The sequence below is a fragment of the Providencia sp. PROV268 genome (genome assembly GCF_028477805.1).
GTDB lineage: Bacteria > Pseudomonadota > Gammaproteobacteria > Enterobacterales > Enterobacteriaceae > Providencia > Providencia stuartii.
The window spans coordinates 33,144-48,976 of sequence record NZ_JAMPLW010000005.1 but is presented as its reverse complement, the minus strand read 5'-3'; the positions used below and the strand labels follow the sequence as shown (position 1 = coordinate 48,976).

Genomic DNA, 15,833 nt, shown 5'->3' with positions numbered 1-15,833 from the left:
TAATTTTTGCTTAACACTATATAAAAAGAGATGGTCACGAAATGAAATAAGTACGAAGGAAACCACTGTTTCATCCATGAAACAGCCAGTCTTATTGGATTAATTTATTTTTTGGCGCGTTTCGCCAATAAAACAAATAGCATTGAGCAAGCCACGCACGCAACCATAGAGCCAACCATCGGCCATGCTGACTTAGCGGGGATCATCGATAGTAAAGTTCCTATCAAAGCCCCAATGGAAAAACGGATTGTTCCCGCTAATGAGGAAACCGTACCTGCAATATGTGGATAATTATCTAAAATTACCGCCATTGCATTTGAAGTTATCATGGCAATCCCACTGACATAAATCGCCACACCAAGCACCAAAGCCCAGAAGCCAACATCCATTGCCGTAGTCGCCAGTAACCAAATTCCCATGGTGAATTGGACAATGATCCCTAGGTAGAGCATGCGCTCTGCCCCAAAGCGCCTAACATAACGACCATTAAATGTGGTCATAATGAATAAGAAAATAATATTAATACCAAAAAAGTAACCAAAATTTTCTGGCGCCACGCCATTCAGTTCAATATAAACAAACGGGCTCGCATTCAAAAATGAAAACATTCCCGCAAATGAAAATGAACTCGCTAAAATATAAAACAGCACTTGTTTGGCACGAAAAAGGGTTGCAAACTGCCTTAATGTATTACCTAAATGAAAGGGTTGCCGTTTCTCAACAGGTAACGTTTCACGTATAAATAAACTCACTAAAATAACCGCAATCACGGCCGCTATCGAAATACTCCAAAAAATGGCATGCCATGAGAACCATAACATCACCTTGCCACCTAAAATCGGTGCCAATAGTGGGGCTATTGTCATCACTAAAACAACAAATGACATGCTGCGTGAAAACTCATCACGCGTAAACATATCCCTCATTAATGCGTTGATCACAACACTAGCCGCCGCCGCAGCAAAACCATGTAGGAAGCGAAACAAGATGAGTGATTCGATTGACTCGGAAAGCGCACATGCTGCTGAGGCGATGGCAAATACGATGACGCCGCCTAAAATCACAGGCTTACGACCCAGACTATCGGCCATTGGACCATAAAATAGCTGCCCAATTGCAAAGCCAAAAATATAGCTATTAAGCGTCATCTGGATACGCCCTTCATCGACATTGAAGTACTCACCCATCACTAAAAAGCTAGGTAAATACATATCAATGGCTAAAGGCATAAGCATTGATAATAAGCCTAATATTAATATCAACCCTATGTAGGATGATTTTTGCTGTTGCACTCTTTAAACTCCTATCTCGCTCTCGCCTGATACGACACACCTTAAAGATATGTCGCACACCAGAAACGATTTTATTTATTTTTATTAATAATTTATCGTTAGCGCGGAACGATAACGCTGTTGATTTCGTCTTCGGTTAACTCACGATACTCGCCGGGAGCAAGATCATCATCGAGCCAAATATCACCAATACGCTCGCGGTGTAGCCCACAAACATGATTTCCTACTGCTGCAAACATTCTTTTTACTTGGTGATAGCGCCCTTCGCTGATGGTCAATAGCACTTCTTTTGGAGAGATGACCTCCAACTGAGCTGGCTTGGTTGGATATTTTTCGCCATTTAGCATGACGCCTTCGGCAAAGCGTTTTGCAACATCGTCAGCAATGTCGTTTTCTAACTCAACTCGATACGTTTTTTCACAGTGGTGCTTGGGAGAGGTTATGCGATGTGACCACTGACCATCATCGGTTAGCAATACTAACCCTGTGGTATCAATATCAAGGCGCCCTGCTGAGTGCAATTTGTCTGCCAGCGGCTCATCAATAAAATAGAGAATGGTGGGATGAGCAGGATCGTCTGTTGAGCAAACATAGCCTTGAGGCTTATGCAACATAAAATAACGCGGGCCTGTAACATGAACTAAAACACTGCCTTCATAAGCGACAACTTGTTCAGGGCTGACTTGTACCGCACCTGATTTGACAATTTCATCATCTACAGTGACTTTTCCGGCACGCAGCTCTCGCGCCACTAGGCTCCGGCTAATCCCTAATTGCTGGGACAAAAACTTATCCAGTCGCATAAACACTCTTAATTTGATGGAATAGTAACTTAGTGCCTAAAGACAACTAAGTTGTTAGAAATAAAATTGAAAGGTTATTGTGATTGTGCTCACATCTTTTATTATATCAATAACTAACTACAAGTGATAGCGTCTCAAAATTAACGCGTGTTTTTAGCTCAACCCATTGTGTTAACCTAAATTTTACATTAAGCGACTTACTATTTTTAATTAATACTGAATAATATGCCTTTTGTCCTTCGTCCCTATCAACAAGAAGCTGTCGATGCGACCGTTCGTTATTTTCGCCAACACACGCAACCTGCCGTGATTGTGCTACCAACGGGAGCAGGAAAAAGCTTGGTCATTGCCGAACTTGCTCGCTTAGCTCGAGGAAGAGTATTGGTTCTTGCTCACGTCAAAGAATTAGTAGAACAAAACCATGCAAAATATATCGCTTATGGCCTTGAGGCTGATATTTTCGCTGCTGGCTTAAATCGCAAACAATCCCAAAGCAAAGTCGTCTTTGGCAGCGTACAATCCGTTGCGCGAAACTTAGACAGTTTTAATGATAATTTCTCCTTAATTATCATTGATGAATGTCATCGTATTAGCGCGAATGAGAAAAGCCAATATCAACAAATTATCAATAACCTTAGTCAGTACAACCCTGCATTGAAGATCCTAGGTTTAACCGCCACTCCCTATCGACTCGGTTCAGGATGGATCTATCAATATCATTATCACGGCATGATAAGAGGCGATGAGAACTGCTTTTTTCATGAATGTATTTATGAGTTACCTTTGCATTACATGATTAAAAATCATTTCTTAGTCACCCCCGAACGCCTTGATATGCCAGTATTACAGTATGACTTTAGCCAAGTTTCTCTCAGTTCCGCCGGCATTTTTAATGAACAAGAATTAAACCTTTCTATTAAGAAACAAAAACGTATTACACCTAAAATTGTCGCTCAAATTGTTGAATACGCCTTACCGCGGCAAGGTTGTATGATCTTTGCCGCTACCGTTGAACACGCAAAAGAAATTTTCGGCTATTTACCTGAACAGACCGCCGCCTTAGTTACCGCCGAGACGCCCGCGATAGAGCGAGAGGCTATTATTCAACAGTTTAAGCAGAAAAAGCTGCATTTTTTAGTCAACGTTTCTGTTCTGACAACAGGGTTTGATGCCCCGCATGTCGATGTTATTGCCATTCTACGCCCAACAGAATCTGTCAGCTTATACCAGCAAATTGTAGGCCGAGGCTTGCGCCTTTCACCGGGAAAAACCGAGTGCCTGATCTTAGACTATGCAGGGAATCCTCACGACCTCTTTCGCCCTGAGGTAGGTTCAACTAAGCCTAACACCAACAGTGTTCCCGTTCAGGTATTCTGCCCTCTTTGTCAGTTTGCTAATACTTTTTGGGGAAAATGCACCGAAGATGGGCAAATTATCGAGCATTATGGTCGCCGCTGCCAAGGCTGGGAAGAGAATGAATTAGGTCAAAAGCAGCAATGTGAGTACCGTTTTCGTTTTAAACAATGTCCTCATTGTGGTGCAGAAAACGATATTGCCGCTCGCCGCTGCCAAAAATGCGATGGGGTATTATCTGATCCTGACGATATGCTAAAAGCGGCTTTGAAATTAAAAGATGCGTTGATCTTACGTTGCGGCGGCATGGCACTAACCAATGGTGCTGATAACAAAGGTGAATGGCTAAAAATCACGTACTATGATGAAGATGGCACCTCCGTTTCGGAGCGCTTTCGTTTGCATACGCAGGCGCAACGCCGTGCTTTTGAATACCATTTCTTGCGGGAACATTTCCGTGCGCCAGGCGTTCCTTTTCATTGGTCTTCGGCTAATGACATTATCTCTCAGCAGGCTTTATTACGTTATCCTCAATTTATAGTGGCTCGTAAGAAGGAAAGTTATTGGGAGATCCGCCAAAAAATATTTGATTATCAAGGGCGTTTTCGAGTTGCCGACCAACTCTACTCCTGATATTGATTAGATTATGATTGCTGTAAAGACGGTTTTCCGTTAAAATGCCGCCCGCTTGGATGTTTCGCGTCAGCGAATTACACATCAACAAGCCAAATCTCGAACCTGCTGCTGGGTCGCCTGTAGCAGGATTTTATTTTTTTCTTGTATAGAGAAATAGTAATGTTAACTATTAATGCAATTGCACGTAAAGAGCAGGGTAAGGGTGCGAGCCGCCGCCTGCGCAGAGCAAACCAGCTTCCAGCTATCGTTTACGGTGGCAACCAAGAAGCTATCTCTGTTACTCTTAACCATGATGAAGTGATTAACCAAGAAGGCAAAGCAGAATTTTATGAAGTTCTGAGCCTGGTTATCGATGGTAAAGAAACTAAAGTCAAAGTTCAGGCAATTCAACGTCACCCATTCAAGCCAAAAGTGACGCACATTGACTTCCTGCGCGTTTAATTAAAGCCACAAGCCGAGCTTTAGAATTTATCGGGACGCCGAGTAAATAACGCCGCAATTGCGGCGTTATTTATTTTTAGTGGTTACCTTATTTGCCACTACGACGTTGCAGTTGATCCCGCAAATTTGGCGGAGTGCCTCGAATCGTTAATGTATCTGTGACTGGATCCCAAAAAATACGCTCTCCCATCAGTAATGCATCAAAACTGATCGTTATTCCACCACCACTACCAGAAAACTTGGTCAGTTGCTTTAACGTACCTCTATCTGCGGGAAAGCTATCTTCTAATTGATAATCATTTTGGCGAGCAAAATCACTGAAGCTTTGTTCCTCAACTACCGGCAACTCATTCGATAGCGCTTGTAATTCAATTTCTTCCCCTGATTGCAACTGCTCAGTACAATAATTATGGACTTGCTGACGATACGCTTGACGCGTATTTTTATCCATCTGAGCATTATCACAAAAATCATCTAGCGCTTGTACTAAGCCTTTATTTTGAGCTTTTGCATTTAGACCTTCTGACGCCGCTAAAAAGTCCATAAAAAAGTCAGAGACTTTGCGCCCTACTCTCCCTTTTAAAAAGGTCAAGTAACGGGTTGACTCTGGGTTCGTTTCCCACTCAGTTAAATCAATACGCGCTACAATATCTGCATGAGGGATATCCAGATAATGTGTCGTCGATAAATCGAGGTTATCTGTCACGAACATACTGTCACAGCTGCTTAATACCGCGATTAATAAATATTCAACCGCGAGGTAGCGATATTGACAAAAGAGCACCACGCCCCCTTCAGCAAAGGGATATTTTGCCAATTCATCTTTTAAGCGCACGGTCATTGCACGGCTAAAACCGAGAAACTCCTCTTCACCTTTACGCAATAATTTCAATGCGTCCGCCAGCTCACTCTCTTCGTTGAACTCGCCAAACGCTTTACTCTTCGCACTGTATACTCGGTGTAATTCTGCCATCATGTCTTGCACAACGTTATCGGTTGACAACAGAGAATCACGTAACATCACTTCGAGTGTTTGTTCATCGCGTTTGATCAACTGATGTAAAGCTATCTGGGTAATTTCCAGACTCATTGTAGGCTCCTTGTTCAAGCAGAAATATTGTCGCGCGTATTCAAACACCGATGCTATTTATCTGCAACTGAAACCGTCACCTCTACCTATTTTTACTTAGCAAAATTGAACTAATACTCATTCAAATTATCTTAATAAGCATTATTCTCACTTGAATATAAATTTCTTGCGAAGAATGAAGAAAAACATCCCGCTATACGCTATCATAGGTGAGCTTTAACTAATTTAGGATGTCGAAATTTATGCCACAGTCATCTCGCTATAGTGATGAAAAAGTTGAAACTTTGCTTGCTGAACTTGTCAGCGTGTTAGAAAAAAACCATACTCCTGTAGATCTTTCACTTATGGTGTTAGGCAATATGGTGACCAATCTGCTTAATACGTCTGTTGCGCCAACTCAACGTAAAATGATTGCAGACTCTTTCGCCAACGCTTTGTTGTCTTCTGTTAAAGAAGATCAATCTCACTAAATAGACTAATGAAATAAACAGTATGGTGACCCAGCAGCGCTACCGTGACAAAGTCTCCCAAATGATAAGTTGGGGGCACTGGTTTGCACTTTTCAATATACTGCTTAGCCTCGGGCTAAGCAGTAGCTATCTGTTTATTTTCGATTGGCCTGATACGCTAGCTGGGCGTATTTTTGCCTTCGTCAGTTGGATTGGCCATTTTAGCTTTGTCGTTTTTGCTTGCTACTTGCTCATTGTCTTTCCTCTGACCTTTATTGTGATGTCTCAGCGGCTGCTGAGGCTGATTTGTGTTGCCCTTGCCACCGTTGGCACCACATTATTACTCTTTGATATTCGGGTATTTAGCCAATTTGGCCTACACCTAACGCCACAAGTTTGGGATCTTGTCATCAACCCTGACAAAGGTGAAATGGCTCGCGAGTGGCAACTCATGTTTATCACTATCCCAATCATCTTTCTCGTTCAAATGCTATTTGCAACGTGGAGTTGGCAAAAGTTACGCAGTTTGAACAGGCAAACTTTTGGTAAGCCACTTGCGGGGATATTTATTGCGACCTTTATTATGTCGCACCTAATGTATGCATGGTCTGATGCTAATTTCTATCGCCCCATTACCATGCAGCGCTATAATTACCCGCTGTCACAACCTATGACGGCAAGGAAACTGCTTGATAAATACGGTCTGCTGGACTTATCAGAACATCAAAATCGTGTTTTCCAACAAGGTAGCCCTACTGCACTAAAAATCCAGTATCCATTAAAACCGCTCAGCTACTATGACCAAGGTATGGGTTATAACTTGCTGTTAGTTGTTGTTGATGATTTAGGCAATAAAACACAGCAAAATAGCATGTCATCGCTGAAATCATTTAAAGAGATGAGTACCGAATTCACCAACCACTATACGACGGGTTTACGTAACGATACTGCTCTCTTTGGCCTATTTTATGGTATCTCATCCAGCTATTTTGATAATATTCTTAATGAGCGGTATGCCTCTGTGCTTATCCAAGCATTGCAGAAACAAGGGTATCAATTCGGCCTATTCTCTACCGATGGCTTTAATTCCCCTCTTTTCCGTCAAGCTATCTTGGCCGATTATTCATTACCTGCAAAAGCGGCTGATAGTGATGCACAAACAATTTCTCAGTGGGATTCCTGGTTAAAAGGTTTAAAAAATGAATCGCCTTGGTTCTCCTTCTTAAATATTAAAGGTAAACCGGGAAGTAACCAGACGGATCAACAAATCAATCAAGTAATAGAGTCACTGATACGTGATGGTCGCTTGAAAAATACGATTGTTATTATTACAGCGAATTATAATAATGCTGAACAATCTGACACGACAAACTGGTTTAGTAATAAACGTTTTGAGCGGGAAAAAATGCAGGTTCCACTGCTTATCTATTGGCCTAATACACCGAGTCAACAAATTGATAAGCTGACAAGCCACCAAGACGTATTGACGACGATTATGCAACGGTTACTGCATGTGTCTAACTCGCCGGAGGATTATAGCCAAGGGGAAGATTTATTTAGCCCAGAACGTAAATACCCGTGGGTTATTACCGGCGATGACAATGATGTAGTGATCACGACCAATAGTGCGACCCTATATATGGATCATAACGGTCAATTTAGTATCTATGACCTGCAAGGTCGAGAAGTTAAAGACCAAAAACCTGATCTTGCACAGTTATTGAAGATTTTCACAGAGCTTAAGCGTTTTAATGAAAATTAACGTTTAAAAATCAATCAGTCGTGCAATCAATGTCTTGCTTTCATGGGGAAAATGAGTAGTATTAATCGCAGTTCGGCATGTAGCGCAGCTTGGTAGCGCACCGTCATGGGGTGTCGGGGGTCGGAGGTTCAAATCCTCTCATGCCGACCAGAATTCCCTAAGAAAACCAACCTGTTATGGTTGGTTTTTTTGTATCTAAATTTTAAGCGGGGTAAAAGTTTGCTTTTAAAGTCTTCAAAGTCTGGCTGTATCTTTTCCCGCCAATAGAAATAGAGACGCAACTAAAAATATTCTTTTCATCATCAATACTTTTTAATTATCAATGAGTGAATATGAGTAAATAGTTGCAACAATAAAATGCAAAAAACCCTACCAGCTGGTAGGGTTGCAAATTGAGGCTACACCTTATGTGTAGCCTAATAACCTAACTCTATATCAATTACTTAATTTTTATCTTTATTTTCTATTGCTATCAGTTGCGGTTTCTCTTCTTCCGGCAATTCATACTCAATGGCCACCGTTAAAAGCCCTCTTGATAGATCCGCTTTTTCTATCCTTACATTTTTACCTAGGTCAAACTGCAACGTAAACTGACCGTAGGATATTCCACGGTGAAGCCACTTATCGTTATCTTCCTGAGATTTTTCTTCTCGTTTCCCTTCTACCAATAGTCGACCACCTTTTAATGAAACAGTTAAATCGCTTTCTTGGTATCCAGGAACACTAACCGTAAGCTCATAATGGCTATCATCAATCTGTTTCAGATCATAGGTCTGAACCGGTGATGCAATAGGCCTGCTTCCGGTGAGTTGGCTGAATAAACGGTCTATCTGATCAAACCGATTAGATAGTAAGCTATCAGAAATTGTTGGAAATAATGAAAAAGGTTTAATGTTAGCCATAATTCCTCCTTCAGTATTAATGAGATTAAGTGGATGTACCTATCACCCATAAATATACATAGGGACGACTCATCACTTTTCAACCCTGCCAGCTCAAATTTTATAGAAAAATTTATTTTTTATTATTATCAGTCGTTTAATCGTAGTCTCTTAACGTAAAGATACAGTGCCTCCGCATACTGCTCTTGACCAGACTGGCTTAATGAATAACCGATTTTGAAAACAGTTGGATAATAATAATGCCCAATGCAATGAACCCTAGTCCAATTAATGCTGGAAGATCGAGTTTCTGTTTGTAAACAAAGAACGATAATACCGAAACAAGGAATATCCCAACTCCTGCCCATATCGCATATGCGATGCCAATATTCATACTTTTTACGACCTGCGATAAGCCATAAAAAGAGACGGCATAACCTACGATAACTATAATACTCGGCACCAAGCGGGTAAATCCATCAGACGCTTTCATCATGGTTGTCGCTGCTGTTTCAGCTAATATAGACACCATTAAGATTGCGTATACTTTCAGCATAAAGACCTCGTTGACTCATTTTGGAAGCTCATCGCTCCCTTGTTAAACAAAATAGATTATTGATTCATCATAATGCTATGACGTGCGCCGCCATGGTATGCGCTTGTACCACGGTATAGGCGCTGGATGGACGATAGCGCGTAATGCTCGTGCATAATCCATCATCAATCCTGGAGTCCAGGCCATCATCCGTGCGCGACGCCGTATCTGAGCGGCTATCCATAATTCAGGCATACAAAGTACACTTAATACTCCCAAAAAACTGCTTCTTTTCTGGATAGATAAAACTCCATCCAATGCAGCCTCTAACGCATACGCAACGCTGCTAGAGCAATTTTGATATGTCAGATTATAAACTGGGTGCTGCCGATATTTTTCCCAAAAAGCTATCAATGATGCTGAGTTATAAACCTCGAAAGTGATCCTCCTATCTGAATCACACCATTCTGAAGCTTCTGTTTGATAATCAGGTAAGAAACGCCCCGGCACATTATTAGCAGCCGTTGCCTTCAATATTCTAAAAAACTCTGAAGGAGAACGGTCAATATCTTCCGCTGGATATAAACTAATATAGATATAGGGATAAAGTTCTAATGCGGCATGCCCTGTTGAAATAACACCATCGGCATCAACTGCGGCAATATAGCGATTAATAATTGGGCGTGGCACAGGACGCTGATTAGCAGAGCCTTCCGGTGTCCATATATGGACCGTTAAAACTGAGTTAGGATCTATTTTTTGCTTCAAAGTATCTGCCGTTGAAGCCGTCGTATTCGTTGCGGTAGCGCCTGTCTTTTTAAATGACATAGGCCTCGGACGCATAAGCTCAAATATTGCTGTTCCCCGCCGAATATAACGTGCGCGCAACGCAATTCGCAAACAACCTAAACCACTTCCTATCATTAAAAATCCGAGAAAAAAGGAGATAGTGGCTTGATGATGCGTAAACAGAAAGAATGCAAAAAATATTTCAATTCCTCCCCATATCATGACCAATTGCCATCCGGGGAAACGAACAACCCATGCAGACACGACCACAAATAAACCAGTAAAAAAGTAAGCAAAGCCAAACATTGCTGATAGCAGTACATTACTAAATTTTTGATTGATTAATATAACCAGTGCGCAAAACAGAAATAGACAACCTTTAAAAAAGAGTATTGCTTTTTGGGTACCAACCCCACTCGAAGCGACACTTAATGTCACCAAACTTTCTAGAAATAATAACAAACCAAAGAGATGTATCGGGAAGAAAGCATTCCCATCAAGGCCATCAATAAAAATAAAAATACCCATCAAACACCAAAGGCTCCCTATACCCCAAAGGTAATGAGCTTTTCCTCTGATGAACTCCGCACCAAAGAGTAATAATGCAATTTGTAGCATCACCTATCCCTTGTTATGACCTCAATTTCAAGAAACTTCACTTGAAATAAACCAATTACCAACAACCATCATGGGATCGCTGCTACCAAAAAATACACTGCCACGATCTTCTATCGTCCACCAGTGGCCATCGCTATCCGCAAAACGAAATAGTATTGTGGGAAGAACAGCATGATGCTGCTGTGAATACCAATGCTGATTAAGTTTTTCCTGATCCTCAGGATGAATGGCCTCGATAAGCTGCTTAATATTGGAACATGCAGTAATATCTGTATCAGGAATACCGTTATTTGAGTTTCCCCATTCAATCGTTCCATCGCTTAAATTCAATTGATAAACAAGATGCTGTCGAGTATAGATGCCTTGATTTTCATCGATCCGTTGAGTGCTACGCGTCACAACGCGCAAAAATACCATTAATAGCGATATTACTGTCAAATAACCTTGAATAAGCCAAAGAGACTCATGACGAAACAAGCCGTGAAGATAAAAAGGCCCTTGTCGATTACTGGTATAATAGATAGTGATAGTGGCAAGCACTAATAATGCTAATGACCCCCCACGGTTCCCCCAGAGCAAGGATAAAATAACGGCAAATAAAACAGGAATACACAGCAAAGATAGCCGAATAAGATTACGTTGATGGTGGAAATAGGCGTTATACAGTTGTATTGCACTATCATTAAATATCAAGATAGTACTCATAATCAGTAAGCCAAGAACGACGACGCCCCAAATTAAATGCATCCGCAAATTAGTTATCGTTTTAAATCGGGTATTTATTAACCCCATCATCACTGTTGTAGCAAATATATTCCCTGTAATATCAGCAATAAATCCATCCCAAAAGATATTTTTAATCGAAGTATGATCCAACCAATACATGCTGACCGAAAACAATACCGCATCTAACAAACTGACAATGATGATGGTAAATAGCCATAGTAAGATAATATGCAAATCATCATCTTGATGGGCATATTTGCGTACAATCCAAGCAATAACAATGCAGGAAAGTACCCCTAAAATAGAGTAAAGAACTGAAATTAGAATAGCTTCACTATCAAAGCCATCTAAAAAAAGATTTAACACAATGAAGCCAAATAACAATATTGGCCATTGGCGTTTATGCATACATAGAAATGCCGTCGTTGCTACTCCGGCAGGAAACCAGACAACGGAAATTTCAGCGTTAGGTGGCGTGAGAATTTCTGAAATCTCACCTGTCACATAATAAAGCAACAGCCAGCCTATTATGGCAACGAATGGCATTTTCTGTGATAACAGAGATGTTTTCATATATTATCTCAGGCTCAGTAAAAGTTATCTCTGGTGTTTCTCAATAAAAAAGAACAAATCCCCTTTTCGCTGGCAAAAAATAGCAAAATTAGAGCCTCAGGTATAGTAATTACACTGATTTATTATGTTCGATAGTATCTTAATCATACCTCACTTAATAACGAAATATCGCAAAAACTGCGCCGCGACAACGCACCTATCGTGCAAAGGTTTCCATCATAGTGCAATTTACTTAGAACAAATATACAACTATTTGATATAGTGAATATTATTTTTCTAGTCTGTTGAAGGTTTAGTCGATGTTACGTTACCCTGCTCATATTACACATATTCTCCGTCATGCATTTCGTTCACGGCCTCGCTTTATTATCTCTTTGCTTGTTGCATTGACTACCTTTTTCGCTCTGTTGCCATATCAAGGCACTATGATGTGTTTGATCCTAAGTTGGAACGCCTTTGCTTGGATCTATTTACTTTTTCTCTTTGCTCGAATTATTAATCATAAAGTCAAAGATATACGCAAAATAACCAGAGTTGAGGATGAAAGTGCGCGTATGGTTATATTTTTTCTCGTCGCGGGCTGTTGTGTCAGTTTATTGGTGTTATTTTTTGCGTTAGGGGGCCATGGCGATTTTTCGCAAGATGATAAATTTGTTTCTTATGCACTAACGGCTTCAACACTGATTTCTTCGTGGTTACTGCTTCCTACCGGCTTTACCATGCACTATGCACATTTGTATTACAGTAATTCAGATAAACAACAGCCATGGTTGCGGTTTCCTGATAAATTGCTTGAGCCGAGTTATTCCGATTTTATGTATTTCTCTTTTACTATTGCCGTCGCGTCACAAACAGCGGATGTTGAAGTTGCCTCAACTCCTATGCGTCGTGCGGTATTGCTACAGTCCGTTATTTCTTTTATTTTTAACATGGCAATCTTAGGGTTATGTATCAATATCTCGGCAAGTTTTTTCTAACGTTAATGAGGCTTATTTTCACGCCGTCTGAATCAGTTACACGCTAATAGCACAAAGACAGCGGCATGATAATTATTAAAAAGGAACAATGATTGGATTATTTTCGACTCGCCACACCACAAGATATCGAAGCACTGAAACACATTGATAGCGTAGCGACCGCTGAACGAGCCCAAAATATTCAGCAATGGGTTAATGAGAAGAATTGCTATCTCATCGAACGCCAGAGCCAAATTATTGCCTATGGCGTTTTACATTACCGCTTTTTTGGATGTGGATTTATTGAAATGTTGATGGTTGATAGCGAATTTCGGCGACAAGGCATAGGCTCACAGTTAATAGAACAGTTTAAATTAACTTGTGTGACTCCAAAGCTATTCACCTCAACCAATCAATCAAACGTTTCCATGCAAAGATTACTCGCGAATGCTCAGTTTATTCCGAGTGGAATAATAGAGAACCTTGACGAAGGCGATCCTGAATTGATCTATTTTTGCCGATGAACACCTTCTACCACTGAGCAAACATAATGTTTAATTTAAAACCTTATAACAAAGAAGCGTGCATCACTACATTTGTCAATTTTTCATTAAATTGCTGATAGGTTTGCGGATTTATCTTCGTTGGATAACTTAAAATTTCCAATTGATGTGGTGCATATTCAGGATGATAGCTTGGATGGGCATGTTGATATTCATTTTGCTTAAAGCCGCAATGGTGGTAAAAACGCAGCCTTTTCTCACTAATTTCATCGATAACAGGGTCGATTTCCAGAATAACCCGACTCACTTGTTCACAGAAGCTGCTTAGCACTTTTTGACCGTATCCCTTTCCCCGTAAATTAGGCGATATAGCAAGGTGTTCAATATAAAAATAATCACCAATTTTCCAACTTCCTACAAAACCAATAAAAACACCTTCATCAGAAAAAGAGTACAAATAATAATCTTTATGTTTAAGTATACTTTGTCGCCCTTGATAACTTCTTTTTTCATAAGCCGGGAATGACAAATCGTAGAGGCCATTGACCTTTTCTATTTCTATCGAATCTTTCTCTGTTAATCTCGTGACGGTCAGCATTAAACTAAAATCCATTATTTTACAAACAAACCCTGTTAGCATACCTATTATCTATTACTCGGCAACTGATTTTCACTTTCTCTTGGGGTAAGAAGCTAATATAATCATTTGTTTTTCATAGATAAAAATAGATAATTACCTCTTAAGGATAACAATCCTTTGGTCTTTTAAAAAATATTATCATTCTGATATTGACTTTATCCCTCTCTCAATCTAAAAATACTGTATATGAATACAGTGTTAGGTAGAGGCGATTATGTTACGCATTGAGATTTTATTTGATAAAAATGCACCACAAAAACCTAGTGATATTATCTTGCAAGCACTTGAAACTGAAATTACTCGTAAACTTAGCCCACAATATCCAGACATGATAACGCGGGTTGCTTTTAGCTCTAGCCAGCGAATTAATATTTCAGGCACCAAACTTGCGCAAGATAAGGCTCGTATTGAAGAGATATTAGAGGAAATTTGGCTGGACGATGGCTGGATCCCTGAACAAAATTCAATGGATTAGGCATGTGGTCAATTAAAGGAATGTCTGGCTAAATTAGCTCAGCATTCCTTTGCCACTATCTAAAATAATACGTTTTAAAAAGTGTATTTTATTCCAGCTAAACCAACCCATCCTAAACGCTGCTCAGTAAGCGTGCTTTTCGCAGCATCTCCAACTAGGTAATAAGCACCAACGCCAGTATAAAGCGCGGTGTCTTCATTTAGGTTATAATTTAATATGGCACCACCGTGAATATCTTTAAAGCCACTTCCCGCGTCATATTCATTAAAGCGTGAGCGACTTGCCTGCTGTTTTGATACGCCAAAATAAGCTTGATTATAAGCTTTATTTCCCCAGACCGTCGCTAACGTATATTCAATATCCCACTTGCTATTTATTTGGTAATTACCAATACCACCGATTTCAACGTTCACTGTTCTACCAATATTTCGCCCCCCATAGTGGCGATCTTTGGTTGCCATGTCTGCTGAAACATAAAGCTGGTAGTTATTGATTGAGTAGTTGACTGTGGCTCCTACGGTCATTGAACCATCTAAATCGCCCATCCCTTTGAGATCTTCATTTTTATTGCCCAAAATCCCTATTTTTTCATCTCGTCCGGCATCATAGCCAATTCGGCTAGAAAACGTGAAGTTATCTGTTAAACCAATTGCCCATTCCGCCCCTTCTAATCCAATACTAAATACACCATAATCATCGGATATATAGCCATAGTTAATATCAACTGTCGGTGAAAATAGGTATTTATTGGATCCCTCATAAGCGGGCATTACTGAGCCAGCAGCTCCTAATATCAGCATAGTTTCCCCTGCCATGACAGCACTATAGGGTAATAATGCCGCAACCAAGGTTACCGCTGAACACAATTGTTTCATTAGAAGTTTCCTATCTTATTTATTAATAAATTTTCTGCCTAATAAACGTTTTGATTTCCTTCATCGGATTAGTACCATTCTTTACTTCTTTAGTGATTTTCTCATTTGCAATGCAACTTTTTATTTTTGTACAAGCATGAATTTCGTTTATTGAAACCGCTGGAAATAACCTTTCCTTCGGCAAATTAAAATTTTTCCCTATTAAAATCATTGAGATAAAAATAACCGTAACGAAAGCTGTGCTCTCAATAAGTTGTAATTTCATTTTAGTTATTCCTATAACTGCAAAGACGTTAAAATAATAATCTTATTACTCATTCATACCTTAAAAATGGGTTAAACAAACCTTAAGGCTTTATTAAATCTCACGTTGAATTGACCTTGATTATATTGTCGGAAAAATGTTGCCTGCTTATACTGCTCGCCAGAGAGGTGA

General features: G+C 40.1%; 17 protein-coding genes and 1 tRNA gene. 8 read left to right on the top strand and 10 right to left on the bottom strand.

The annotated features are described in order from the left end of the window. Positions 1–104: 104 nt before the first annotated feature. Complete coding sequence (locus PR699_RS03845) at positions 105–1,292, bottom strand: Bcr/CflA family multidrug efflux MFS transporter (RefSeq protein WP_014656192.1); 1,188 nt, start codon at positions 1,290–1,292, stop codon at positions 105–107. A 98-nt stretch (positions 1,293–1,390) separates the two neighbouring features. After that, complete coding sequence (rsuA, locus tag PR699_RS03840) at positions 1,391–2,095, bottom strand: 16S rRNA pseudouridine(516) synthase RsuA (RefSeq protein WP_004920895.1); 705 nt, start codon at positions 2,093–2,095, stop codon at positions 1,391–1,393. Between the two features lie 225 nt (positions 2,096–2,320). On the opposite strand from rsuA, the gene PR699_RS03835 reads away from it, so the two are divergent. Both PR699_RS03835 and rplY read left to right on the top strand, forming a co-directional pair. Beyond that, positions 2,321–4,081, top strand: a complete 1,761-nt coding sequence (locus PR699_RS03835; protein WP_004920898.1) for a DEAD/DEAH box helicase — start codon at positions 2,321–2,323, stop codon at positions 4,079–4,081. 162 nt (positions 4,082–4,243) lie between these two features. Then, entirely contained in the window at positions 4,244–4,525 is a 282-nt protein-coding gene (gene rplY / locus PR699_RS03830) for a 50S ribosomal protein L25 (RefSeq protein ID WP_004920900.1), read from the top strand. Between the two features lie 88 nt (positions 4,526–4,613). Here the strand turns inward: rplY and yejK are convergent, their stop codons facing one another. Beyond that, positions 4,614–5,615: a nucleoid-associated protein YejK gene (gene yejK / locus PR699_RS03825; protein ID WP_004920902.1), complete on the bottom strand. Its 1,002-nt coding sequence runs from the start codon at positions 5,613–5,615 to the stop codon at positions 4,614–4,616. A gap of 242 nt (positions 5,616–5,857) precedes the next feature. Between yejK and PR699_RS03820 the strand changes: the two genes are divergently transcribed. From PR699_RS03820 to PR699_RS03810, 3 genes are all read left to right on the top strand, one after another. Beyond that, complete coding sequence (locus PR699_RS03820; RefSeq protein ID WP_014656193.1) at positions 5,858–6,085, top strand: YejL family protein; 228 nt, start codon at positions 5,858–5,860, stop codon at positions 6,083–6,085. A gap of 22 nt (positions 6,086–6,107) precedes the next feature. Beyond that, positions 6,108–7,826 carry an LPS biosynthesis-modulating metalloenzyme YejM gene (yejM, locus tag PR699_RS03815; protein ID WP_004920906.1) on the top strand — a complete coding sequence of 573 codons (1,719 nt, stop codon included), beginning with the start codon at positions 6,108–6,110 and terminating at the stop codon, positions 7,824–7,826. A gap of 73 nt (positions 7,827–7,899) precedes the next feature. Further along, positions 7,900–7,976 (top strand) — tRNA-Pro (locus PR699_RS03810). Positions 7,977–8,269: 293 nt separating this feature from the next. Here PR699_RS03810 and PR699_RS03805 read toward each other — a convergent pair. The 4 genes from PR699_RS03805 to PR699_RS03790 form a co-directional block, all read right to left on the bottom strand. Next, entirely contained in the window at positions 8,270–8,728 is a 459-nt protein-coding gene (locus tag PR699_RS03805; RefSeq protein ID WP_014656194.1) for an Hsp20 family protein, read from the bottom strand. 199 nt (positions 8,729–8,927) lie between these two features. Then, positions 8,928–9,263, bottom strand: coding sequence for a multidrug efflux SMR transporter (locus PR699_RS03800; RefSeq protein WP_004920910.1), 336 nt, complete (start codon positions 9,261–9,263; stop codon positions 8,928–8,930). Positions 9,264–9,338: 75 nt separating this feature from the next. Next, a complete protein-coding gene (locus PR699_RS03795) occupies positions 9,339–10,649 on the bottom strand; it encodes an HdeD family acid-resistance protein (RefSeq protein ID WP_004920912.1) in 1,311 nt (436 codons plus the stop codon). Between the two features lie 27 nt (positions 10,650–10,676). Beyond that, complete coding sequence (locus tag PR699_RS03790) at positions 10,677–11,948, bottom strand: MASE1 domain-containing protein (protein WP_014656195.1); 1,272 nt, start codon at positions 11,946–11,948, stop codon at positions 10,677–10,679. 299 nt (positions 11,949–12,247) lie between these two features. Here PR699_RS03790 and PR699_RS03785 point away from each other — a divergent pair, with 299 nt between their 5' ends. Next, entirely contained in the window at positions 12,248–12,925 is a 678-nt protein-coding gene (locus PR699_RS03785) for a DUF1345 domain-containing protein (RefSeq protein WP_014656196.1), read from the top strand. A gap of 92 nt (positions 12,926–13,017) precedes the next feature. Beyond that, the gene (locus tag PR699_RS03780) at positions 13,018–13,428 is read left to right on the top strand and encodes a GNAT family N-acetyltransferase (RefSeq protein WP_014656197.1); all 411 of its coding nucleotides are present in this window, start codon (positions 13,018–13,020) and stop codon (positions 13,426–13,428) included. 43 nt (positions 13,429–13,471) lie between these two features. Here PR699_RS03780 and PR699_RS03775 read toward each other — a convergent pair whose 3' ends face one another. Next, entirely contained in the window at positions 13,472–14,047 is a 576-nt protein-coding gene (locus PR699_RS03775) for a GNAT family N-acetyltransferase (RefSeq protein WP_004920920.1), read from the bottom strand. A gap of 214 nt (positions 14,048–14,261) precedes the next feature. On the opposite strand from PR699_RS03775, the gene PR699_RS03770 reads away from it, so the two are divergent. After that, the gene (locus PR699_RS03770) at positions 14,262–14,522 is read left to right on the top strand and encodes a DinI-like family protein (RefSeq protein ID WP_004920922.1); all 261 of its coding nucleotides are present in this window, start codon (positions 14,262–14,264) and stop codon (positions 14,520–14,522) included. 74 nt (positions 14,523–14,596) lie between these two features. Here the strand turns inward: PR699_RS03770 and PR699_RS03765 are convergent, their stop codons facing one another. After that, positions 14,597–15,397: a MipA/OmpV family protein gene (locus tag PR699_RS03765; protein ID WP_014656199.1), complete on the bottom strand. Its 801-nt coding sequence runs from the start codon at positions 15,395–15,397 to the stop codon at positions 14,597–14,599. A gap of 22 nt (positions 15,398–15,419) precedes the next feature. Beyond that, on the bottom strand, positions 15,420–15,662 hold the full coding sequence (locus PR699_RS03760) for a hypothetical protein (protein WP_004920926.1): 243 nt from the start codon (positions 15,660–15,662) through the stop codon (positions 15,420–15,422). Positions 15,663–15,833: the final 171 nt, after the last annotated feature.

Bases quoted from the DNA above. Each gene is read 5' to 3' on its own strand.
- rsuA (WP_004920895.1), bottom strand. From the start codon at position 2,095: ATGCGACTGGATAAGTTTTTGTCCCAGCAATTAGGGATTAGCCGGAGC.
- PR699_RS03835 (WP_004920898.1), top strand. From the start codon at position 2,321: ATGCCTTTTGTCCTTCGTCCCTATCAACAAGAAGCTGTCGATGCGACC.
- rplY (WP_004920900.1), top strand. From the start codon at position 4,244: ATGTTAACTATTAATGCAATTGCACGTAAAGAGCAGGGTAAGGGTGCG.
- yejK (WP_004920902.1), bottom strand. From the start codon at position 5,615: ATGAGTCTGGAAATTACCCAGATAGCTTTACATCAGTTGATCAAACGC.
- PR699_RS03820 (WP_014656193.1), top strand. From the start codon at position 5,858: ATGCCACAGTCATCTCGCTATAGTGATGAAAAAGTTGAAACTTTGCTT.
- yejM (WP_004920906.1), top strand. From the start codon at position 6,108: ATGGTGACCCAGCAGCGCTACCGTGACAAAGTCTCCCAAATGATAAGT.
- PR699_RS03805 (WP_014656194.1), bottom strand. From the start codon at position 8,728: ATGGCTAACATTAAACCTTTTTCATTATTTCCAACAATTTCTGATAGC.
- PR699_RS03800 (WP_004920910.1), bottom strand. From the start codon at position 9,263: ATGCTGAAAGTATACGCAATCTTAATGGTGTCTATATTAGCTGAAACA.
- PR699_RS03795 (WP_004920912.1), bottom strand. From the start codon at position 10,649: ATGCTACAAATTGCATTATTACTCTTTGGTGCGGAGTTCATCAGAGGA.
- PR699_RS03790 (WP_014656195.1), bottom strand. From the start codon at position 11,948: ATGAAAACATCTCTGTTATCACAGAAAATGCCATTCGTTGCCATAATA.
- PR699_RS03785 (WP_014656196.1), top strand. From the start codon at position 12,248: ATGTTACGTTACCCTGCTCATATTACACATATTCTCCGTCATGCATTT.
- PR699_RS03775 (WP_004920920.1), bottom strand. From the start codon at position 14,047: ATGCTAACAGGGTTTGTTTGTAAAATAATGGATTTTAGTTTAATGCTG.
- PR699_RS03770 (WP_004920922.1), top strand. From the start codon at position 14,262: ATGTTACGCATTGAGATTTTATTTGATAAAAATGCACCACAAAAACCT.
- PR699_RS03765 (WP_014656199.1), bottom strand. From the start codon at position 15,397: ATGAAACAATTGTGTTCAGCGGTAACCTTGGTTGCGGCATTATTACCC.
- PR699_RS03760 (WP_004920926.1), bottom strand. From the start codon at position 15,662: ATGAAATTACAACTTATTGAGAGCACAGCTTTCGTTACGGTTATTTTT.